18 protein-coding genes are annotated in these 21000 nt (G+C 56.3%); 5 read left to right on the top strand and 13 right to left on the bottom strand.

Annotated elements, in window-relative coordinates; all coding sequences use genetic code 11:
- Window positions 1–277: 277 nt before the first annotated feature.
- The gene (locus tag L1F30_RS00955) at window positions 278–2905 is read left to right on the top strand and encodes a TonB-dependent receptor (protein WP_253358331.1); all 2628 of its coding nucleotides are present in this window, start codon (window positions 278–280) and stop codon (window positions 2903–2905) included.
- Between the two features lie 295 nt (window positions 2906–3200).
- On the opposite strand, the gene L1F30_RS00950 is transcribed toward L1F30_RS00955, so the two are convergent.
- The 9 genes from L1F30_RS00950 to lgt form a co-directional block, all read right to left on the bottom strand.
- Window positions 3201–4550 carry a lipopolysaccharide assembly protein LapB gene (locus L1F30_RS00950; RefSeq protein ID WP_253358330.1) on the bottom strand — a complete coding sequence of 450 codons (1350 nt, stop codon included), beginning with the start codon at window positions 4548–4550 and terminating at the stop codon, window positions 3201–3203.
- Between the two features lie 15 nt (window positions 4551–4565).
- The gene (locus L1F30_RS00945) at window positions 4566–5174 is read right to left on the bottom strand and encodes an energy transducer TonB (protein WP_253358328.1); all 609 of its coding nucleotides are present in this window, start codon (window positions 5172–5174) and stop codon (window positions 4566–4568) included.
- Window positions 5175–5180: 6 nt separating this feature from the next.
- Entirely contained in the window at window positions 5181–5579 is a 399-nt protein-coding gene (locus L1F30_RS00940; protein ID WP_253358326.1) for a biopolymer transporter ExbD, read from the bottom strand.
- A 74-nt stretch (window positions 5580–5653) separates the two neighbouring features.
- Window positions 5654–6181 carry a MotA/TolQ/ExbB proton channel family protein gene (locus tag L1F30_RS00935; RefSeq protein ID WP_253358325.1) on the bottom strand — a complete coding sequence of 176 codons (528 nt, stop codon included), beginning with the start codon at window positions 6179–6181 and terminating at the stop codon, window positions 5654–5656.
- A 10-nt stretch (window positions 6182–6191) separates the two neighbouring features.
- The gene (locus tag L1F30_RS00930; protein WP_253358324.1) at window positions 6192–7565 is read right to left on the bottom strand and encodes a MotA/TolQ/ExbB proton channel family protein; all 1374 of its coding nucleotides are present in this window, start codon (window positions 7563–7565) and stop codon (window positions 6192–6194) included.
- Window positions 7565–8347: a DUF3450 domain-containing protein gene (locus L1F30_RS00925; RefSeq protein ID WP_253358323.1), complete on the bottom strand. Its 783-nt coding sequence runs from the start codon at window positions 8345–8347 to the stop codon at window positions 7565–7567. The genes L1F30_RS00930 and L1F30_RS00925 overlap by 1 nt, the downstream gene beginning before the upstream one ends.
- A 294-nt stretch (window positions 8348–8641) precedes the next feature.
- Window positions 8642–9148 (bottom strand): type 3 dihydrofolate reductase, encoded by a 507-nt coding sequence (folA, locus tag L1F30_RS00920; protein ID WP_253358322.1) that lies wholly within the window; start codon window positions 9146–9148, stop codon window positions 8642–8644.
- Window positions 9149–9156: 8 nt separating this feature from the next.
- On the bottom strand, window positions 9157–9990 hold the full coding sequence (locus L1F30_RS00915; protein ID WP_253358321.1) for a thymidylate synthase: 834 nt from the start codon (window positions 9988–9990) through the stop codon (window positions 9157–9159).
- Between the two features lie 13 nt (window positions 9991–10003).
- Complete coding sequence (gene lgt / locus L1F30_RS00910; protein ID WP_253358320.1) at window positions 10004–10837, bottom strand: prolipoprotein diacylglyceryl transferase; 834 nt, start codon at window positions 10835–10837, stop codon at window positions 10004–10006.
- A gap of 76 nt (window positions 10838–10913) precedes the next feature.
- On the opposite strand from lgt, the gene L1F30_RS00905 reads away from it, so the two are divergent.
- Window positions 10914–11729, top strand: coding sequence for an NRDE family protein (locus L1F30_RS00905; RefSeq protein WP_253358319.1), 816 nt, complete (start codon window positions 10914–10916; stop codon window positions 11727–11729).
- Window positions 11730–12051: 322 nt separating this feature from the next.
- Here the strand turns inward: L1F30_RS00905 and ptsP are convergent, their stop codons facing one another.
- Window positions 12052–14307, bottom strand: a complete 2256-nt coding sequence (gene ptsP, locus L1F30_RS00900) for a phosphoenolpyruvate--protein phosphotransferase (protein WP_253358318.1) — start codon at window positions 14305–14307, stop codon at window positions 12052–12054.
- Between the two features lie 23 nt (window positions 14308–14330).
- Window positions 14331–14897, bottom strand: coding sequence for an RNA pyrophosphohydrolase (gene rppH, locus L1F30_RS00895; protein ID WP_253358316.1), 567 nt, complete (start codon window positions 14895–14897; stop codon window positions 14331–14333).
- Window positions 14898–15053: 156 nt separating this feature from the next.
- Here rppH and L1F30_RS00890 point away from each other — a divergent pair, with 156 nt between their 5' ends.
- Window positions 15054–15707, top strand: a complete 654-nt coding sequence (locus L1F30_RS00890; RefSeq protein WP_253358314.1) for an HAD family phosphatase — start codon at window positions 15054–15056, stop codon at window positions 15705–15707.
- Window positions 15708–15724: 17 nt separating this feature from the next.
- Window positions 15725–16876: an imelysin family protein gene (locus L1F30_RS00885; protein ID WP_253358312.1), complete on the top strand. Its 1152-nt coding sequence runs from the start codon at window positions 15725–15727 to the stop codon at window positions 16874–16876.
- A gap of 121 nt (window positions 16877–16997) precedes the next feature.
- On the opposite strand, the gene L1F30_RS00880 is transcribed toward L1F30_RS00885, so the two are convergent.
- Window positions 16998–18191 (bottom strand): class I SAM-dependent rRNA methyltransferase, encoded by a 1194-nt coding sequence (locus tag L1F30_RS00880; RefSeq protein ID WP_253358311.1) that lies wholly within the window; start codon window positions 18189–18191, stop codon window positions 16998–17000.
- A 188-nt stretch (window positions 18192–18379) separates the two neighbouring features.
- Between L1F30_RS00880 and L1F30_RS00875 the strand changes: the two genes are divergently transcribed.
- A complete protein-coding gene (locus tag L1F30_RS00875; RefSeq protein WP_253358309.1) occupies window positions 18380–19237 on the top strand; it encodes an HDOD domain-containing protein in 858 nt (285 codons plus the stop codon).
- Window positions 19238–19248: 11 nt separating this feature from the next.
- On the opposite strand, the gene L1F30_RS00870 is transcribed toward L1F30_RS00875, so the two are convergent.
- Window positions 19249–20976, bottom strand: coding sequence for a DUF3592 domain-containing protein (locus L1F30_RS00870; RefSeq protein WP_253358307.1), 1728 nt, complete (start codon window positions 20974–20976; stop codon window positions 19249–19251).
- Window positions 20977–21000 lie beyond the last annotated feature (24 nt).

Below are 21000 nucleotides of genomic sequence, written 5' to 3'. Positions count from 1 at the left end.
ACCCTGCGCTACGGGCAAAGAGACTAGTTCCTCTAGTACTTTTTTATATTTATTTTCCAAGGGTTTAGAGCGTTTCTTTTTCTGATTCGCAACCTGTAAAACCTGCGTACTAGTTGGGGACAATAAGTTTTTATTTCATCGTGTTTTTCTGTGCATTCGTGCCAGTTTTTTGCATCTCATCGTTTTAGCTATCGATTTTTGCAAGCCATATTGCTAACCATGGCGTGCTCAGCTAATCGAGCCAACAATAACGTCAACAGCAAAAGAGATTACGCACATGGAATTCAAGACACGCTTTACGCACACATTGATGTACGCCTCCATTCTTGCTGCAACCGGTACCATGCCCGCACTGGCGCAAAATACCGCAACCATTGAAGAAGTGACAGTTGTAGGCTCGCGCATTGCCCGCGGCGCCGATTTCAACAGCCCCACGCCCGTTGAAGTGCTAGACAGGGAAACCATCGAGAAATCCGGTTACAACAACTTACAGCAGTTGTTTGAAAAATCCCCCGCTGCCGGTAACGGCACCTTTTCTACCCGCGGCAACAACCAGGACTCCACCGCTAACGGCGCGGCCGCCGTGAGCCTGCGCGGCATGGGCGCAGACGCAACGCTTGTGCTGGTAAACGGGCGGCGTGTAGCCATCAGCGCCTTTGCAGAGGGCATTACCACCAACTTTGTGGATATCAACACCATCCCCGTGGGTGCCCTTGAACGCGTGGAAGTATTGAAAGACGGCGCCTCTGCTATTTACGGCTCAGACGCTGTAGCCGGCGTGGTAAATATTGTTCTGCGCAATGATTTCGAAGGCTTTGAAGTGTCTGCCGGGTACGGCAACACCACCAATTCCGACAACGACGAAAAAACCTTTTCTGCCATCTGGGGTGTTAATGGTGAAAAGGATTCCAACTTAACCCTCATCTTCGACTACTTCAGTAATTCTGCGCTCATGAATAAAGATCGCGGGCGGCTGGGTACGGCCAATCAATCGGCCAATGGCGGCATGGACTTCCGTTCATCCCGTGGCTACCCAGGCTATTTTTACGTGGATGGCGACATTACCATTGACCCGGCCTGCCCGGCAGACCAAGTAGTGGGTGGCGGCGATGTATGTGCCTACGACTACGGCCCCTGGAATGTGCTTACACCGGCTGCCGAACGCACAGGCCTTACGCTAATGGGCCATACGGATTTAACCAACGACATAGAGTTCTTTACAGAAATTGCCGTGCAACACAACAAGTCCAGCGCCCGCGGTGCGCCCACACCGCTGGATGAAAGCGCAGGCCTTACCGTTCCCGCCTCCCATCCGGATAGCCCCTTTGCAGGCGCAACGACTATTGATATCGGGCGCTACCGCACCGTTGATGCCGGCGCACGGGAGTGGGATATTGAAACCGACAATCTGCGTGGCGTATTCGGCCTGCGCGGTGAAGTCAATGGCTGGCGCTGGGAAACCAGCGTACAGCGCGCCCGCAGTGAATCCATGCAAACCGGTAGCCGTTCCCAGGGCTGGGTGCGTACCGACTTCCTGCAACAGGAAATAGATGCCGGCCGCTACAACCCCTTTGGCGGCACCCAAAATCCTGAGAGTGTGATCGATGCCATAACCACGAGCCTGGTGAGGCGTGGCGCCTCGCAGCTGACGGCCTTCGATTTCAACGTGAGTGGCGAATTGTTTGAGCTGGCTGGCGGCAATGCAGCTATGGCTGCAGGCGTTGAATACCGGGAAGAAAAGGCGACCGACATTCCCGATGACCAATTCCAACGCGGGCTTATCTTCGGTACTGAGTCTGTTTCAGCGAAAGCCAAACGCGACATCACCTCGGCATACATAGAAGTTGCACTGCCTGTGATGGATAACTTCGACGTGAGCCTGGCCACGCGCTACGACAGCTATTCAGACTTCGGCAATACCGTTAACCCGATGCTCAACGGCCGCTGGCAGATAACCGACAGCTTGTCTGTACGCGGCTCCTGGGGCACAGGTTTCCGGGCGCCATCGCTTGCACAAATCGGCCTTGGGCCATCGCAGGAATCCAAATTCTTTATTGATACCTATGGTTGCGCCATTAACGCCGCCTATTGTGCGAGCACCGATTACAACATCGTGTTTTCAGGCAACCCTGATCTTGAGGCCGAAGAATCAGAATCCTATAACCTGGGTGTGATTTTTGAACCGATGGACGACCTGCAACTGTCTCTTGATTATTGGAATATCCAGCAAGAAGGCAAAATTGACGACGCACCACTTGGCTTCATATATGCGCAATTTTGTAACGATCAAAACAGCACTGTGTGCGTGCGCTCTACACCGCAAACCGGCGACAGCCTGGGTGCGCTGCAGTCAATCAACAATACATTCATCAACATTGGCGAGCAAAATGTTACAGGCATTGATTTCGCGGCGCGCTACAGTGGGCTGGAGCTTGCCGGTGGCAGCCTGAATTTGCGATTGGACTACGCCTACCTGTTGGAATTCGAGCGCGTAGAACTCGATTCCGACGGCACCAGCTTTAAAACCACAGATTTGGCCGGTGAATACGAATACCCCGTGCACCGCTGGGTGGCCGCCGGTGACTGGGATATGGATAACTTCGGGTTTACCGCGAGCGTTAATTACACAGGTGAATTTGAAGACACGCCGGATTTCGACTTTGATGGCACGCTGGATTATGAATCAAACACCTCGCGCACCGTTGAGGCATTTGTAACGCTGAATCTGCAAGCACGCTACACGGGCTTTACCGATGTAAACCTGTCGCTCGGTGTAGATAACGCACTGGATGAAGACGTGCCCTTCGCCATTGGCGATGGCGATTCAGACCTCTACGGCTATGTTTCCGGCCAGCACAGCCCAAGAGGACGCTTTGTGTACGGTAAAGTGACCTATAGCTTCTAACCCAGGCCTTAGGTAGTTTGCGTGGCAGCCTCTTAAAACGGGGTTGCCATGCGGCTGTCGCTTCACGTTGCTCTTGGTCACTGCGCTGGCTGCAATTACCACGACATCGGCTCAGCCATCTGTAATATAACGCGCCAATGGGTGGCACCCGCACTCGCTGGTTGTTTGGTGATAATTTTTTTGAAAACCGATTTGGCGACACTGATACAACAGGTACAACAGGTACAACAGGTACAACAAATATAACAGGCACAAAAAAGCCGGCTTGCGCCGGCTTTGTTTAAAGCGTGGTTTACTAGTCTAGTGCCAGTTGCTTTTCGCGCTCGCGCTCGCTTTCAGCATACTGAATCCACTGACGGGCAAACTTGGCAGAGCGTTTATCTTCTGCCGCTTTCTTGAAGGCCCTAATGGCGGAATCGTATTGCTTTTTGTTTACGTGAGCCATGCCCAGCACAATCTGCAATTGATCTTCGCGCTTGATGCCCTTGCGCTTGAGAGCCACTTCGCCAGCATCAATGCACTTGTCAAACATGTCGTTATCCAAGTAAATGCCTGCCAAGCGGGCGTAGAGATCACCGTTATCGGATTTGGCCGCAGCCTTTTCCATTTCCGGCAACGACTTCTTCACTTCCTGGGCCATGCGCCAAGCGGCAGCCAAGGTTTCCAGATTTTTTGAAGTCGGCTCAATGCGCTTATCTTTAATGCCTTTATCGATGATTTTAGCGGCCTTATAAGGCGCTTCTTCACCCAGGAACAGGTAAGCGATGTTAAGCAGCTCTTTCTCGTTGGTTACAGCGCCCATCAGGTAGGCTGCTTCCAGCGCGTGCAGCTGATCTTTTTCGCGATTAACCGCGCCGTACATACCACCCAGCTGGCGCCAGTAAGAGGCCTTAGGGTAGTGCTTTACGAGCTTCTCAAGAATTTGTACAACTTTTTTGTTGTCGCCTTTCTCGTAGTAAATCGCACGCTGCAAGGCAAACCAGTTTTCCTTGGGCACTTTGCCTTTGGATTCATAGTCGTTAACGGCCCAGTTGATATCGGGCAGCGCCTTGTCGAAGTTGTTCAGCGAGTAGTAGGCCTGACCACGCAGCACATAGGCATCTGCACCTACGATGGGCGACATGTTCATCCAGCGCGTCAGCATATCAATAGCTTTTGGGTAGTCTTCCTGAATGAAAGCCAGCTGCGCCATGGTGTAGAGCGTGGCTGTTTCCAAACCCACCGGAATGTCATCCGGGTTGGCTACAACGCGCTCATAGGCACGCAGCGCGTCATCGTAGCGCTCCAGGGAATAGTACACAAAGCCGTAGTAGTTCCACAGCTGGGCCATTTCATAGCCGTTCCACTTGCCCGTATCGCCTTTAAGCTCGTTCAGCTCTTTGAGCGCACCGTTCCAATCGCCGGCATCGGTGAACACCTGAACTTCGGCCAGCTTCTTGTAAACGTTTTCCCGCAGGGCGGGGGTTTTACGGGTATTGTGCTGGGGCTTGGCTTTATCATCTTGCGCCACTGCGACGCCTGATGAAATCTGCTTGGCCAGCACTGTGTCCTGCAACACCACACCACTTAATGCCGGCGCCAATAAAAGCGGCGCGGCAAACAGGGTGTTCCTGACGATGCGGGTAACTGCTGTTTTAACGTTCATAGTCACTCCCGTCAGTTACTTCGCAATCGCGAAGGAAATTTTGTTACGTACACCAGGTACTTCGATGGGCTCGCCATCTACAACCCGCGGCTTGTATTTGAACTTGAGTGCGGCTTTCATCGCGGCGCGATCAAAAATACCCTCAGGCTCTGCTTCAATAACCACTGGGTCGCGTACAGAACCATTCTTGGTAACCACGAACTCAACAATCACATAGCCTTCAATGCCACGCTGCAGTGCGCGACGGGGGTACACAGGCTGTACTTTCACGATTGGCAGGTATTCACCATCGCTGGCAAAGCCGCCAATACCACCCACTTTCAGGCTAGCCGATACTTTGGGTGCGCCCATGTTGATGGCGTTAGGGTTGAGGTCGGGAGTATCAAAATCCATTTCCGGCATTTCTGGCGGTGGATTCTGCGGGTCGTCTGGCTTTACAGCCGGGTCGGTGTCGTATTCGGTTTTAATTTCGCGGTCAGGCATGTGAATGTCGACCACTTTGATGTCTTCAACTTCTTCCGGTGCCTTCATGTTCGAGGCAATCAGAAACTGCATCAGGAAAATCAAACCTGCTGTGGTAGCCGCCGCCAGTGCCGCTGCTACACCAATTTTAAAGATGTTCATAGCGAGTTACTTCTCTGTGGCGACTGACACATCGAGAACAGACACTTCACGCGCAGCCTCGATAACCTTTTGGACAAATTCGATTTGAGCATCATTATCCGCTTGAATTACCAACGCACCCTTCGGGTTTTCTGCGTGCAGACGCTCAATGTGCGATTTGATATCGCGCTCATCCACTTGCTGCTTGGCAATCCAAATTTCGTTATTGGCATTAATCGCAACCAGAATGTTGGCATTCTTTTTCAGGAGGCTAGTAGTAGCGTCCGGGCGATTAACTTCAATACCGGCTTCTTTAATGAACGATGCGGTCACGATGAAGAAGATCAACATGATAAATACCACGTCGAGCATGGGCGTCAAATCGATCGCGCCGGCTTCCTCTTCTTGGGTTGGTCTTTTACTCATGACGGTTCTCGTTGTAACTGGTTAACGGGCGACGGGTCTAAGACCCGCCGCTTCGCCTGGCCTCGCGTTAGCGATTAATGATCCATCGTGAGATGGTCGGCCAGCAACTGGGATTCATTGGCTGCTGTTCGGGTCAGGAAGGTATTGGCAAATACGCCCGAGAGCGCAGCTACCATGCCAGCCATGGTTGGAATGGTGGCCTGAGACACACCACTCGCCATGGATTTGGCATCACCACCACCGGTCACTGCCAGGATGTTGAATACCTCGATCATCCCCGTCACGGTACCGAGCAGACCGAGCAGAGGACACAGCGCAACCATTGCTGCGATCATGTCCATGTTGCTATTGATCTTAATCGAGATGCGTGAAATCAGCGCGTACCGCACCTGATGCGCAGCCCAGGATTTGCGCTCTTTACGAGCCTCCCAGCTATCGAGTGCAGTTTGCACGTCGCCTTTCAGACTGCCTTTGAAATACCAAACCCGCTCGAAAATGAGGGTCCACATGACAAAGGTCAGGACGGCGATCCATTTAAGGATCGGGCCGCCCGAGTCCATAAAGGCGTCAATGGCTGCTAACGCGTCCATCAATGCCAACATGGTTTATCTCCTACTTCTTTTCGGCGTTTTCAGCAATGATGCCAGCGCTTTGCTCATCCAGAATGTGGATAACGCGCTTGGCCTTGGTGTTAACCAGGGTGTGCATCAGAACTGTCGGAATAGCGACTACCAGACCCAGTACCGTAGTTACCAGAGCACCGGAGATACCGCCGGCCATGGCCTTAGGATCGCCTGCACCGAAGATGGTGATGGCCTGGAAGGTTACGATCATACCGGTCACAGTACCCAACAGACCAAGCAGCGGGGCAACCATAGAGATGATCTTCAACAGTTGCAGGCCAGATTCAATCGCAGGGCGCTCTTTCAGTACGGCTTCTTCGAGTTTCAGCTCGAGTGTTTCACCGTCCATGCCTGGGTTGTCTTCGGCAACTTTCAACACGCGACCCAGTGGGTTGTTGGTGTTGGCTTTAGGTGCTTTCAGCTGGGCAGAAACCTTGCTGCTGATACCCATCAGCACGATGAAGCGCCACAGAGCCAGCAGGGCTGCGAATACACCCACCGCAGAGATGATGTAACCCACGGTACCGCCCTGGTGCCAACGCTCTTCCAGTGAAGGGCTGTTGATCAGCGCCGCCAGCAGTGAACCGCCTGATGGGCCAGTGGGGTCAATACCTACTTTGGTAAAGCCGCTGTCTGCGTTTTGCAGTGCCATTGCGCCAGACAGGTGATCATCGGGCTGACGAACCAGCTCTTCGATCTTGCCGTCTTTGGGCGTGTAGCTCAGGTACTTGCCTTCGGAAACCAGGTTGTAGTTACCGATGCGCACAACAGTTTGATTCAACTTGTCGCCGTTTGGCTTGATTACGCTGGCCTGGAAGCTTGAAACCTTACCGCCTTCGATAGTTTCACGCTGCATTTCAAACCACAGGCGCTCAATCTCTTCGATTGAAGGCAGTTTGGTTGCAGAGTTCATCTTGTCGATCAGGGTGTCCAGGAATTCAGTGCGATCGCCCAGCTCAGCAGAAACAACAGAGTTGTTTACGTTTGAACGCAGGTCACCGGCAGTTGAAGTCAGGTGGCCGAACAATTCTTTCAGTGAGCCCAAACGCTCTTGCAGCTGCTTGCGCTTGGCTGCTACCTGAATTTCTTGCTCTTTGTATTTCTTTTCCAGCTCTTCTGAACGACGCTCTTCAGCCGCTTTGGTGGCCTTGGCTTTGTTCAGCAGAGACTGCTGGTTGGCCTTGTCGCGCAGGAACTCAGCTTCACGCTGTTTGTGTTCACGAGACTCGGAAACTTTGGAGTTTTGAACCATCTTTAACAGCTGGTCCAGTGAGGCGGCCTTGTCGTCCTGCGCAACGGCAGTGCTGGCGCCGAACAAGCCCATGGCTGCAACGATCAGGCAGCGCTTAGCAAACATCTTCATTATTTAGCCTCCGGAGCCAGAATCGGTAAGCCCATGATATCGTTGGTCGCTTGTTTCTTGGCGATCTTGATACCCTGCAGGATTGATGAACGGTATTCGCCGGAATCCAGCTCTACCCATGCCTTTTGACGGGCATCCCAGGCACCGGACAACTTGGTGTCGGTAGTCTGGTACATCAACGCAACGCGGCCAACGCGGAGAATGTTCACTTCGCGATCAACACCACCGATGTTCAGGGTGTCTTTGTAGGTATCGATCTTGCGACCGTACTCAGATTCAATCTTGTAGGCTTCAAGCACCTGGCGGAATTTCTCGGCCACGGTAATGTCGGCACGTTCCTGGTTGGCGCGCAGCTGTTCAACACGCTCCAGACGCTCGTCCAGGTGGAAGGGCACGTCCAAATTGATGAACTGCTCCAGGCCATCCAACATGCGCAGGATCAGGGGCTGGATTTGACGCTCCATCACAGTCACTTGATCGATGGACTCTTCCAGATCTTTCAACACCACCAACTGGTTAGCAATCTGCTTTTCCTGCTGGGCGTTGTAAACGCGCAAGCCTTCAATCTGCTTGTTAACAGTTTTGAATTCCTGCAGCAGCGCGTTGGTGTCTTCAGCGATCTTGTCGATACGCTTCTGAGACTGCTTAGCCGCCGTAGTTTTAGCTTGGCCTGTCTGCAGAATCGCATTCAGGGTTTGGTCTGCCTGGGCCACACTGCCAATCAGTGCGCCTGCAGAAAGCACGGTGGACAAGGCCACGGCTTTCAATCGTTGCTTCTTCATAGTTCCCCCAACTCGGGTGCTTTTGCAATCAACTTGTATGCGTCAGTTCAACTGCCACACACACGTATATCCGCGTTGCTCTGGCGACAGTTAAGGGAGGCATTGTAAAGACCCCCTTCGCCAAGATTCAACGACTAGACGAAATCCCAAAATCAGTTTGTGCTTTTAGGTAACATCGCGGTAACAGATGGGTAACAACTGTCGGAATGTACATCCAATAGCGGTAACACCAGCCCAAAAAACACACAACTGCTTGGTGACTCGCTGTGAACTTGCCGCAAATTGCGCCAAGAATCACGTTCGACGCAGCACTATAAACGAATAGTCGTGCGGATTGGAACCACTTGACGCCCGACGATCTTCGCTAACCTGCTGCCACTGACCCGCATCCAGCGGTGGAAAATGCGCATCGCCGTCTATCTGGGCGTGCACCTGGGTCAAGTATAACCGGCTGGCTTCCGGCAGGGCCTGTGCGTAAATCTCACTGCCGCCAATAACCATCACTTCGTCGACTCCCGCGGCCAGCGCTTGCGCGCGCGCCTGCGCGATGGCGGCCTCTAGAGAGTTACAGACTGTAACACCGTCGGCGGCCCAGCCAGGCTGGCGGGTAACCACCAGATTGGCGCGCCCCGGCAGAGGGCGCCCAATGGATTCATAGGTTTTGCGACCCATGATTATCGGCTTACCCAGGGTAACGCGCTTGAAATAGGCCAGGTCGTCCGGCAGGTGCCAGGGCAGCTGGTTGTCGCGCCCGATGGTGCGGTTTTCAGCCATGGCAACGATGAGTGCGATTTCTGTCATGGAGATCCTTAAATGGCCACAGGTGCCGGGATGTGCGGATCCGGGTCGTAACCTGTGAGCTCGAAGTCTTCGTAGGTGAAGCTGAAGATGTCTTTCACCGCGGGGTTGAGCCGCATGGTGGGCAGAGGCTTGGGTGTGCGGGAAAGCTGCAGCTCTACTTGTTCTGCGTGGTTGCTGTAGAGGTGGGCATCGCCAAAGGTGTGCACAAAATCACCGGGCGCCAGGTCGCATACCTGCGCCAGCATTAATGTGAGCAGCGCGTAGGAGGCAATATTGAACGGCACCCCCAGAAAAATATCGGCGCTGCGCTGGTACAGCTGGCAAGACAGCTTGCCCTCTGCCACGTAAAACTGGAACAGGGTGTGGCAGGGCGCCAACGCCATGCGCCCCTGGGCCACGTTTTCCTGGGGCGACAGGGATTCATCGGGCAGGGCGGTGGGGTTCCAGGCCGATATCAACAGGCGGCGCGAATTGGGCTTGGTTTTGATCATCTGCACAAGCTCGGTGATTTGATCAACCACCTCGCCGTTGGGGCCCTCCCAGGAGCGCCACTGATGGCCGTACACCGGGCCTAGATCACCCGATTCCGTGGCCCACTCATCCCAAATTTTCACGCCGTTTTGTTTCAGGTAGCGGGTGTTGGTGTCGCCTTTTAGAAACCACAACAGCTCGTGAATAATGGATTTCAGGTGACACTTTTTGGTGGTCACAAGGGGGAAACCCTCGGCCAAATCAAAACGCATCTGGTAGCCGAATACACTCTTGGTGCCGGTGCCAGTGCGATCGCCCTTTTGTACACCCTGGTCACGCACATGGCGCATTAAATCGAGATATTGCTGCATGATTTGCCCCTTGTTATTTAGCGTTTTTGGCGTTGGCTGCGCCCTTGCGGTAGGCCAGTGCCAGCATGATCAGCCCGATCAAAATCATTGGCGCCGACAACACCTGGCCGCGGGTTACCCAACCAAAGAGGTCGAAGTTGATGTGGTTATCCGGCTCGCGCACAAACTCCACCAAAAACCGGAAGCTGCCATAACACACGAGGAAAAGCCCGCTCACAGCCATGCGCGGGCGCGGCTTGGCAGAGAACCAAATGAGAATAATAAATAGCAGCAAGCCCTCGAGCGCCGCCTGATAAAGCTGCGAGGGATGGCGCGCCAAGGCCTCGGGGTCGCGCGGGAATACCATGCCCCATGGGCCATCCGTCTGGCGGCCCCACAACTCCTGGCCAATAAAGTTTCCGAGCCGCCCAAAGCCCAGGCCCAGGGGCACAATAGGGGCGATAAAATCCGTGATTTGGAAAAAGCCGCGGTTGATGCGCCGCCCGTAAACGAACATGGCAATCAGTACGCCCAAGAGGCCGCCGTGGAACGACATGCCGCCTTCCCAAATGCGGATCAGCCACAGCGGATCTTCCAGAAAGCGGTCGAAGTTGTAGAACAACACATAGCCAAAACGCCCACCCAGAATTACCCCGAAGGCGCCGTACATGATGAGATCTTCCACCTGCGCCGGCGTCACCGGGCTGTGCGCTTTACGCGCGCGGCGGTTGGCAATAAAGCCTGCACACAAAAACGCTGCCAGATACATCAACCCGTACCAATGCACACTGAGCGGCCCCCAACTGCTGCCAAACAACTCAACCGGGCCAATCGAAAAGGCGACGGGGTCTAAATCGGGGTATTTCATAGGGCATCCATTGGGTTGTATCACTCTAGAGGCGGGCATTATGCTGCCTTCCATCGCCAGCTGAAACCCCAAAGCCATGTGCCTTGTTTTTATAGCCCACCAACACCACCCGCAGTGGCGGCTGATCGTTGCCGCAAACCGCGATGAACTGCACGCCCGGCCCACGCGCGCGGCGGGCTTTTGGCCGGAGCAGCCAGACTGGCTGGGCGGCAGGGATCTCGCGGCCGGCGGCAGCTGGATGGCGCTGAGCCGGGCCGGGCGGCTGGCACTGCTCACCAATGTACGCAACCCAAGCCAACCCCAGGGCAGCCGCAGCCGGGGCGAGCTGGTGACGGGGTATCTGGCCAGCGGGCAGTCGCCGGCCGGCTACTTGGGCGGTATCGACGCCAACCAATTCACCGGTTTCAACCTGCTGGTGGGGCAATGGCTGCCCGATACGACCCATCCCGGCGGCCACTGGCAGCTGCACATCGGCAGCAATCGCACCGTTGCGGAGGGGCTTTATCAGCAGCAACTAAAACCGGGGCTGCACGGCCTTAGCAACGCCAGCCTGAACACGCCCTGGCCCAAAGTGGCAACCGGCAAGCGCGCGCTCGAACGCCTAGTGGCCAGCTCACCGGATCCGGCCCAATTGAAGCACAGCCTGTGGGATTTACTGGCCGATTGCAGCCAGGCACCGGCAGACCAATTGCCCGACACAGGCGTGGGTCAGACTGCGGAGCGCCTGTTGTCGAGCCGGTTTATCGTCTCGCCCGAATACGGCACCCGGGCCAGCACCCTGCTGCTGTGCGACGCCTTGGGCCATGTGGCGTTTCTGGAACGGAGTTTTGATAGGCAGGGCGCCTGTACGGGCGAGGTCAGCTTTAACTTTGCCTTGAGTGAAAAACCCTGACGCAGTCATCGCTCATCCATTTTTTACGTTCAATACTCAATGGATACAGGACATACCTTCAGCGCAGGCCCCTAACTACTGGCAGGACGTGGAATCCGGCATGAGGTTTGCGACACGGCGTGAATACCCACCGGGGCCGGCCTGTAAGCGCTGCTTGCTGGCGTTTAAGCAACCACAAAGCAAAGCTTTGCCAACAGTTGCATAAACCCATGCGGGTGACGGACACAAACCTCATCCCGAATCCCAAGTCTCAAGTCTCAAGTCTCAAGTCTCAAGAACGGTGGAACAGCGGTTAAAGGCGAGGCAGTTTTCCGTCAGCCCGCTAAACGTTGGGCCGGTACAGCCGCTTGATGCCCATGGTTTGCATGCGATCATTAAGCGTGGCCTCTACTTCTTCGGCGGTGCACAACTGCATCACCTCGGCCAGCAGGTCTTCGGCCTGCACCTTGGAGATAGCCCGCAGCACCGATTTCACCTTGGGCAGGTTGGTAGCACTCATGGAGAGCACATCAAAGCCCATGGCCATCAGCAGCACTGCAGCACCCGGGTCGCCGGCCATTTCGCCACAAATAGACACATCCACCTGCTCGGCGTGGGCGCCTTCAACCACTTGGATGAGTGCGCGCAGCACCGCCGGGTGCATGCTCTGGTAGATGTCGGCCACCCGGGCGTTGTTGCGATCAACCGCCAACAGGTACTGGGTGAGATCGTTGCTGCCCACCGACAAAAAATCCGAGCGGGCGGCAAATTCGCGCGCCTGATACACAGCCGCCGGCACTTCCACCATCACGCCCACCGGCGGGAATACCACCCGGTGGCCCTCTTCCATCACCTCGTTGAAGGCCCGCTTGATCAACGCTGTGGCCGCCTCAAGTTCCGGAATATTGGTAACCATGGGCAGCATGATGCGCAGGTTATCGTAGCCTTCACTGGCTTTTAACATGGCGCGCACCTGCACCAGAAAGATCTCCGGGTGATCGAGGGTTACACGCAAGCCGCGCCAGCCCAAAAAGGGGTTGGCCTCATCGATGGGGAAGTAGGGCAGGGCTTTGTCACCGCCCACATCGAGGGTGCGCATGGTAACCGAGCGCGGTGCAAAGGCCGCCAGTTGCTCGCGGTAGATTTTGGTTTGCTCGGCCTCGCCGGGGAAGCGGTCGCGCAACAAAAAGGGCACTTCGGTGCGATACAGGCCCACGCCCTCGGCGCCGCGATCGAGCGAGCGCATCACATCGGCCATCAGCCCCGTGTTTACCCACAGCCGCAGCCGGTGGCCATCGGTGGTTTCACAGGGTTTGTCTTTTAGGGTTTCAAGGTCTTTCTGCAGCGCCTGCTCTTCTTTGAAGATGGCCTTGTACTGGGCCTTGAGCGGCTTGGACGGGTCGGCATACACGATGCCGTTATAGCCATCCACAATCAGCTTGCGCTGGTCGAGCTTGGTGTAGGGCAAATCAATCGCGCCCATCACCGTGGGAATATCCATAGCGCGCGCCAGAATGGCCACGTGGGAGTTGCGCGAACCCTCAACAGACACAAGGCCTGCAAGCTTTTCTGCCGGCACTTCGCCAAGCATGGAGGCGGTGAGCTCTTCGCCCACCAAAATGGTGTTGTCCGGGTAGACCTTACAAAGCTGCGCCGATTCCTGCAGGTAGGCCAGCACGCGGCGCCCCAGATCGCGCACATCGGCGGCGCGATCGCGCAGGTAGGCATCGTTCATGGAGGAAAAGTTGCGCTCGTGCTCGAGAATCACTTCAGCCCAGGCATAGGGCGCACACACGCCCTGATTGATGCGCTCGATCACTTCGCGCCCGAGGGAGGCATCGTCGAGCATGGCGAGGTAGGCATCAAAGAGCGCCTGCTCTTCGCGCGACAGGCGGCTGCGCAGCTCATCGCCCATGCGCCGGATGTCGTCGCGCACCGCACCCAGGCAACGGTAGAAGAAGGCGGTTTCCTCTTCTATGTCAGACACCACCTGATAAGGCACAGAGTTCAGGTCCGCCGGCGGGCTGATCACCACTGCCTCACCAATGGCCACGCCCGCACAGCCAGAGGTGCCTATGAATTTGGCCTCGCCCTTGCCCTGTGCCACCGCCACCACCACGCCGGTGGCCTCGGCATGGGCAATCACCCCGGCAAGCTGGGCGGAAAGGGTGACCAAAAAGGCCTCGTCGCCTTCATCAAACCGGCGCCGCTCCACCTGCTGCACCACCAACACCCCCAACACTTCGCGGTGGTGAATAATGGGCACACCCAAAAATGAGCTGAAGCGCTCTTCGCCGGTTTCAGGGAAATACTGGTAGCTGGGGTGGGTTTCGGCGTGCTCGAGGTTGAGCGGCTCTTCGCGACTCACCACGCGCCCCACCAGGCCCTCTTCGGATTTGAGGCTGACCTTGCCCACCGCCTTCGGGTGCAGGCCGTCGGTGGCCATGAGCACGTATTGGCGCTGGTCGTTGCGCAGGTAAACCGAGCACACCTGGGTGTGCATGGCGGCCTTGATGCGCGCCACAATAATATTCAGCGCAGACTGCAGATCGCGAGCGGCGTTAACTTCCTGCACGATATTGCGCAGCGAATTGAGCATGCTCGCGGCCAAAGTTTACGCTCCTATGTTCCGTAGGTTCCGGTGGTTGATGCGGGCTTGGGCCCGGCAGCCTTGCTCCCATTGGCAGGTGCGGGCTGCTCGCCCTCGCGCTGCAGCCGGCACATCAAAGGCGACAGCTCGCGCAGCGCTTTGCGGTACACATCGCGCTTGAACGACACCACTTTGCCGAGCGGGTACCAATAATTTACCCAGCGCCAGTGATCGAACTCGTCTTTTTTCTGGGTATGCAAGTCGATCTTTGATTCATCGGCCTTTAAGCGCAAGAGGTACCAGCGCTGCTTCTGGCCAATGCACAGCGGGCTAGAGCCGCGGCGCAATAATTTTTTTGGCAGTAGATAGCGTAGCCAACCCCGCGTACTTCCGACAATTTCTACATCGTCCGGGGCCAGGCCCACTTCTTCATAGAGCTCGCGAAACAGCGCCTGCTCGGCAGATTCGTTAGGGTTGATCCCCCCCTGGGGGAACTGCCAGGCATCCTGGCCGCCGATGCGGCGCGCCCACAATACCTGCCCGTGATCATTCGCTACGATGATACCCACATTGGGTCTGAAGCCATCACTGTCTATCACGGTGTGATCCTTTTATTCATGCTGCCGGCTATTGTTCCATAACTGCTGTGTATTCAGCAATTTAACCGCACGCTCGCACGCCTGATAACAATCCATTGTATGGCCCGAGCCAAGTCGCTATCCTTGCCGCGCCCACAAAACAACCCTGGAAAAGCCGTGACTGTAGCGATTTTTGACCTAGACAACACCCTCATTGCCGGCGATTCCGATCACAGCTGGGGCGAGTTTCTGGTGGAGCGCGAGCTGGTTGATGCCGATCACTACCGGCGCGCCAACGATCAATTCTACGCCGACTACCAGCGTGGCGAGCTGGACATTCACGCCTACCAGCGCTTTGTGCTCACCCAGGTGGCCGCGTTCAGTAGCGCCCAGCGCGCGGCGCTGCTGGCAGATTTCATGCAAACCAAAATTGCGCCCCTGATGCTGCCCAAAGCCCGCGAACTGCTGGCCAGCCACCGCGCCCAGGGCCATTATTTGCTGATTATCACGGCCACTAACAGCTTTATTACCGCGCCCATTGCCAAGGCACTGGGCGTGGACCAGCTGATCGCCACCGAGCCCGAGGTCATCGACGGGCAGTTTTCCGGCGAAATTATCGACCCGCCCTGCTACCAGGCGGGCAAGGTGGCGCGCTGGCAAGGCTTTATGGCCGATCAAAAACGCCAAGGTGAGACCTGCTACTTTTACAGCGACTCCATAAATGACCTACCCTTGCTTGCCGAAGTGGACCACCCCATAGCTGTAGACCCATGCCCACAGCTCAGCGCCGCCGCCGAACAACGGGGCTGGCCTATTATCAGTTTGCGATAACCGTTCAGGATCGAACCATGCGCACGCTCATTATTGCCCTGGCCTTGGCCAGCCTGTGTTTAGCCGCCTGCCAGGAGAAATCCGAAACGCCGGCGCCCACCGAAGTAGCCGCACCCGCCAAGGCGAGCCCTCAGCCCCAGCTGGATGAACCCTCGCGCGCCATCTGGGAGGCAGGCACGCCGTTACTTGCCCAAAGCCACGAACAACTGGTGGTGCTGCGTGAAGCGGTGGCGGCACTGCTGGCCAACCCCGATGCCACGCAGCTGGCCAAGGCGCGCGATCAATGGCACCAGGCCCACGACAGCCTGCAGGCGTTGAGCCTGTTTTTTGCCATGGCTGAAGCCCACCCGGGGCTCTTGGTACCGCTGGACACCCAATACAACTACCTGGATGGCTGGCCTATTCAACCGGGATTTCTGGACTACTACGATGTTTACACCCACTCGGGGCTGGTGAACGACATCGCCATTGCAGTAACCGCCAAAGCCCTGCGTGAGGCCCACCAACAGTTTGATGAACAAGATCGCGCCCTTGGCCTGCACCCCATCGCTTACCTGCTATGGGGCAGCAACGGCCAGCGCCCGGCCTCAGACTATGCGCCACAAACCCCGGCCGCGGCAGGCAAAGATGCCCCCAAAGTGGCAGACATGCCCAACAACCGGCGCCGTGCGTTGCTGGGGTTAATGGTTGAACTCGCCATTGAAGACGTTACCCGCTTGCAAAGCCATTGGGCTGCAGAAGGTGCGCTTGCGCAAACCTACCTGCAGCTGACCCCTCATCAGCGGGCGGAAATACTGAGGGCGTCAACGCTTTACTTAATAGAGCAACAATTGATCAACCAACAACTGCAACCGCAATTAGATGTGCAGGCGATGCCCGAGCTGGATTATCAGCCCCACAACGCCTACAGCGGGCGCGGGCGCAATGCCCTGAGCGCCCAATTGGGAAGCCTTGCGCTGTTGGCGCAAGACACACCGTCAGCCAACGCCTTGCTGGATCACTGGACCAAGGGCGCAAGCGCAAGCTGGCGCAACCAGTGGCAGGCGGCGGTGCGCCTGGTGAGTAAATTGCCGGAGGAAGGTGATGCCACAGAAACCCAGTGGGTGGCCGCCATTGCCGCGCTGCAACAGCTGGCCGAACCCTTGAAACCCGAGCCCCAGGTGCACTAGCGCCCGGGCCAACTTACAGCTTACAGCCGATCTTTTTACGCCAGCCACCATAGCCAAGAAGGTGAAAGTGCAGGCGTCTATCGCACTGTGGACACGCCCAACGCTGCAATGGGCACTCGGCCTAGGCGTGATACACGCGGTAAAACAGGGCTTTCAAATATTCCGTTTCCGCAATGGCGCTGTGCACCGGGTGATCGGGCCCCTGGCTGCCACGGGCGATTAACTGCGCCTGCCGATCCAGGTGGCGCGCCGCCCCCTGAATACACAACTCAAGCTCACCGGTGGCCAAATGCATAGAGCAAGAGCCAGAGACTAACAGGCCATCGCGCCCCAGCAGCCGCATGCCCAGCTCGTTGATGTGCCGGTAGGCCGCCAGGCCCGCCTTGTGGTCTTTGCGCTTTTTGATAAATGCAGGCGGGTCCAGCACCACAATGTCGAACACTTCGCCCTGATCAATCAGCTGCTTCATCACGGCAATCGCCTTGCCCTGCAATGTACTTACGCGCTCTCTAAAACCGTTCAGCGCGGCGTTGGCCGCCACACCCGCCATGGCAGCTTCAGAGGCATCTACGCACACCACCTCGCGGGCACCGGCCTGTGCCGCCGCCAGGCCCCAACCGCCAATGTAGGAAAACACATCCAGCACGCGCTTGCCGGGGGCAAATTGCTGAAGCCGCGCACGGTTTAACCGGTGATCATAAAACCAGCCGGTTTTTTGGCCGCTGCGCACCGGCGCCAAAAAGCGGGTGTGGTTTTCTGTCAGCTCGACTTCCGCGGGCACCTCACCGTAGGCGACTTCTGTATACAGCGGCAGCTGCTCCAGCTCGCGCGCGCTGTGTTCATTGGCCAGCAATACGCCCGCAGGTTTTAACACCTGCACCATTGCCGCCACTATGTCATCGCGCACCCGCTCCATACCGGCACTGGCAATCTGCACCACCAGCACATCGCCAAAGCGATCTACCACCAGCCCCGGCAGCAGGTCGCTATCGCCATACACCAACCGGTAGTAAGGCGCCGGGAAAAAACTTTCGCGCAGGGCGAGCGCCTGTTTTACGCGGTGCACCAGCAGCGACTTATCCAGCGGGTAGCGCGTATCGCGGCTCACCAAGCGCGCGCAAATCAGGTTGGCGGGGTTCACCGTGGCAACCCCCAGGCTTTTGCCATTGGCACTGGTGACCTCTACCTGATCACCGGCAGCCAATGCCTTGAGCGGTGTGGCACCCACATCCACCTCATTGCTGTAAATCCACAAATGGCCTTTACGCAACCGGCGATCGGCCTGCGATTTAAGCTGTAAAACAGGAAGAGACATGGCGCCACCTCAGCGTAAAAGCGCGCAGTATAGCCGCTGGGGCCTGGGCGTGCGCGCTTTGTGTTGCCGGGCGGGCGGGCCGCGTCGGTTCAGGCCTGGCCACTTTTTATGCCACAAAAAACTAGTGTTCGGGCTGCGTTTTCGCAGCCATCATCTAAACTGAACCTGCCAACCAGCCGGAACATTTCATGCCCCAGGAACTGACAGACGCACAAATTTCTTCGCTCCTGAAGGGGATTAACATCCCCCCCCAACCGCAGGTGCTAGTAGACCTGCAGATGGAGCAGCTCGACCCGCAGTGCTCCATTAACGCGCTGGCCAAAATTATCAGCCAGGACGTGGGCTTGGCAGGGGCGGTGTTAAAAACCGTGAACTCGCCGTTTTTTAACCTCACCAATAAAATTTCGTCTATCCAGCAGGCAGTGAACTTGCTTGGCATAGACAGTGTAATCAGCCTGGTAAATGCGCACTCCATTCGAGGTGCCCTGTCTGACGAACAAATTATTGCGCTCGGCAAATTTTGGGATACCGCCATAGACATCGCCCAGGTGGCCACCCACGTCGCCAAGCAGATAGGCATAGATTCACCGGAAGAAGCCTATACCTTGGGGTTATTTCACAACTGCGGCATCCCGCTGTTGATGATGCGCTACGAAAACTACCCGGAGGTGATGCAGCGCGCCTACGCAGACCCGATCAACACCATTAACGCCACCGAAAATGCCGAGTTACACACCAACCATTGCGTGGTGGGTTACTATGTGGCGCGCTCGTGGAAGCTGCCCCAGCATCTGTGCCAGGCCATTCACAATCATCACCAAGTGGCGCAACAACTGGTGAGCGATAGCGTAGATAGCCGCGAAAAAAACCTGCTTGCAGTATTAAAAATTGCCGAGCATTTTTGCGGCAACTACAAAATATTTGGCCAGCAAACCGAAGATCACGAATGGCAGCGGCTGCAAGAACAAATTCTTATTTACGTGGGCCTTAGCCAATACGATTTCGAAAACCTGCGCCAGCAATTGAGTGATCAGGGCTTGTTGTAAAACCTGCGGCACTAAAGTGGCCTCACGCCACTTAGCAAACTAACCGCTTCCAGCGCCTGCTCGGCCATAGCCCGGCCATCCAGATCTTCCACTACACGCACGCGCTTTTTATTATTCAACAATGCATCAATAACAAAGTGCTCTGTGTGTTTAGTGCCAACCTGCGAGCTGCCCTTGGATTTTATTTCCAGCCCTTTGATTTCAGCCGGCGCGATAAAACCCTTGGCTACCACCACCCCTAGCAGGCGTCGCTCGGTGTACAAACCGCGCGTGCCCACCTTCACCAAATAGCTGTTTAACAAACCATAGGCACACACCAAGGCCATAATTGCGCCTATGCCAACCAGCACAATGGGGAAAATAATGGGCGCATTTGAGCTGCCCATCATCCAACCGCCAACGGCCATTCCCGCGCCGATCACCAAGCCGATGGTGCGCCCCACCAGGCGTCTGCCGATGCCATAAAACAATTCGATACCCTCAGGAATTTGCCGCGCATTCAGCAGCTTTTCAAGGCGCTGCTCACGCAGGGCTGCCATTTCCGGGTGCGCGCTCGCACAAGCCATTCGGCGCGCAGGCGCCTCACCTGTGGCAAATACCGGCACCTCATATTGCTGTGAAAAATCGGCACCCGGAATATTGGCAGACACATCCAAACGCCAAAAATGGTAGCGCTCATCCGGCAGTTGCGAATGGGGTAGGTCGGCCGGAATATCAAAGGCAAACTCAACAGCGCTGCCTACCGGTGCGGGCTCTGTGTTGGCATAACCTTCTGCCTGCCAAACTATTTTTTCTCTGCGCTCGCGATTTTTTCCGGTGCCGCTGTAATAGCTGTGAATACAACTTAAGCGTAACTCTACGCGCGCATGCGGGTTATAGGGCAGGGCAAAGGCCAGCTTGCCCGCCAGTTGGCCACCCAATTGCGCGGGCCAGGGGTTCATGTGCAAGGGCACGGCACCGAAGCGCAACCACTGGCGCCACTTCACTATGGCCGCAATAATTAAACCGGCTCCCACCAGCGGAAAAACCAATGCAAAAAGTATTGCCTGATTTCCTTTGGCCAACTCCTCTGGCACCACAAACACCACCGGCAGCGACAGCGCATTCCATACAATCGCAAACCCCGTGATCACATACAGCCCCAGCTTGCTGTTGGAGTGCACGGGGTTTGCCCACGCCTTGCGAAGCCGCCAAGGCTCGGGCTCCCCTTCAAGGCTTGCCGGCTCATCGGCCTTGCGCCAGGCAAGCCAAATCAGGCCGATGCCCACGCCCCCAAACACCACCACAAAAATACTTTTAAAGGCGAGCATGCCCCAGCGCAGCTCGCGGTAGACCACGGCCTCCTGCGGTTCATTTGGGTTCACATACACCGTAATAGCGCGCTTGTTTTGTAACGCGCGCTTGAGCTCGGCGCCACGCGCTTGCTGCCAACGGCCAATGTTATCTGCGCCAGACATAATGCCCACGCGCGCGCTTTCATATTGCCCACCTTGGTACACGTAGCGATAGCGCGCCTGGGCTTCGTAGGTGGTGCTGTCGTCGCCGCGACTCACCCGCGTATTGGCGCTCAGAACTTCGGCACTCACAGGCTGCCAGCTTTGCATCTGGGCCCATTCAACAACCGATGGAATAATACTGAACAGCAAAAAGCCCACGCCCACGCAGGCAAAGGGCAGGGCGAACAAACTCAGCAGCCAGGCGCCGCGGGTATTGGTTTTTTTCGGTTTGGTGGGCGCCATAGCGTTCATCCCTTTTCTTATTTT

This window comes from Simiduia sp. 21SJ11W-1, from assembly GCF_024138675.1.
GTDB lineage: Bacteria > Pseudomonadota > Gammaproteobacteria > Pseudomonadales > Cellvibrionaceae > Simiduia.
Note: the sequence above shows the minus strand (reverse complement) of the source record. Positions and strands in the feature narration are given on the sequence as shown.

What these genes read in the sequence shown, in the direction of transcription:
- L1F30_RS00950 (WP_253358330.1), bottom strand. Translation starts at nt 4,550, where the DNA reads ATGAACGTTAAAACAGCAGTTACCCGCATCGTCAGGAACACCCTGTTT.
- ptsP (WP_253358318.1), bottom strand. Translation starts at nt 14,307, where the DNA reads ATGCTCAATTCGCTGCGCAATATCGTGCAGGAAGTTAACGCCGCTCGC.
- L1F30_RS00905 (WP_253358319.1), top strand. Translation starts at nt 10,914, where the DNA reads ATGTGCCTTGTTTTTATAGCCCACCAACACCACCCGCAGTGGCGGCTG.
- L1F30_RS00885 (WP_253358312.1), top strand. Translation starts at nt 15,725, where the DNA reads ATGCGCACGCTCATTATTGCCCTGGCCTTGGCCAGCCTGTGTTTAGCC.
- L1F30_RS00940 (WP_253358326.1), bottom strand. Translation starts at nt 5,579, where the DNA reads ATGAGTAAAAGACCAACCCAAGAAGAGGAAGCCGGCGCGATCGATTTG.
- folA (WP_253358322.1), bottom strand. Translation starts at nt 9,148, where the DNA reads ATGACAGAAATCGCACTCATCGTTGCCATGGCTGAAAACCGCACCATC.
- L1F30_RS00935 (WP_253358325.1), bottom strand. Translation starts at nt 6,181, where the DNA reads ATGTTGGCATTGATGGACGCGTTAGCAGCCATTGACGCCTTTATGGAC.
- lgt (WP_253358320.1), bottom strand. Translation starts at nt 10,837, where the DNA reads ATGAAATACCCCGATTTAGACCCCGTCGCCTTTTCGATTGGCCCGGTT.
- L1F30_RS00915 (WP_253358321.1), bottom strand. Translation starts at nt 9,990, where the DNA reads ATGCAGCAATATCTCGATTTAATGCGCCATGTGCGTGACCAGGGTGTA.
- L1F30_RS00870 (WP_253358307.1), bottom strand. Translation starts at nt 20,976, where the DNA reads ATGGCGCCCACCAAACCGAAAAAAACCAATACCCGCGGCGCCTGGCTG.
- L1F30_RS00945 (WP_253358328.1), bottom strand. Translation starts at nt 5,174, where the DNA reads ATGAACATCTTTAAAATTGGTGTAGCAGCGGCACTGGCGGCGGCTACC.
- L1F30_RS00875 (WP_253358309.1), top strand. Translation starts at nt 18,380, where the DNA reads ATGCCCCAGGAACTGACAGACGCACAAATTTCTTCGCTCCTGAAGGGG.
- L1F30_RS00930 (WP_253358324.1), bottom strand. Translation starts at nt 7,565, where the DNA reads ATGAAGATGTTTGCTAAGCGCTGCCTGATCGTTGCAGCCATGGGCTTG.
- L1F30_RS00880 (WP_253358311.1), bottom strand. Translation starts at nt 18,191, where the DNA reads ATGTCTCTTCCTGTTTTACAGCTTAAATCGCAGGCCGATCGCCGGTTG.
- L1F30_RS00925 (WP_253358323.1), bottom strand. Translation starts at nt 8,347, where the DNA reads ATGAAGAAGCAACGATTGAAAGCCGTGGCCTTGTCCACCGTGCTTTCT.
- L1F30_RS00955 (WP_253358331.1), top strand. Translation starts at nt 278, where the DNA reads ATGGAATTCAAGACACGCTTTACGCACACATTGATGTACGCCTCCATT.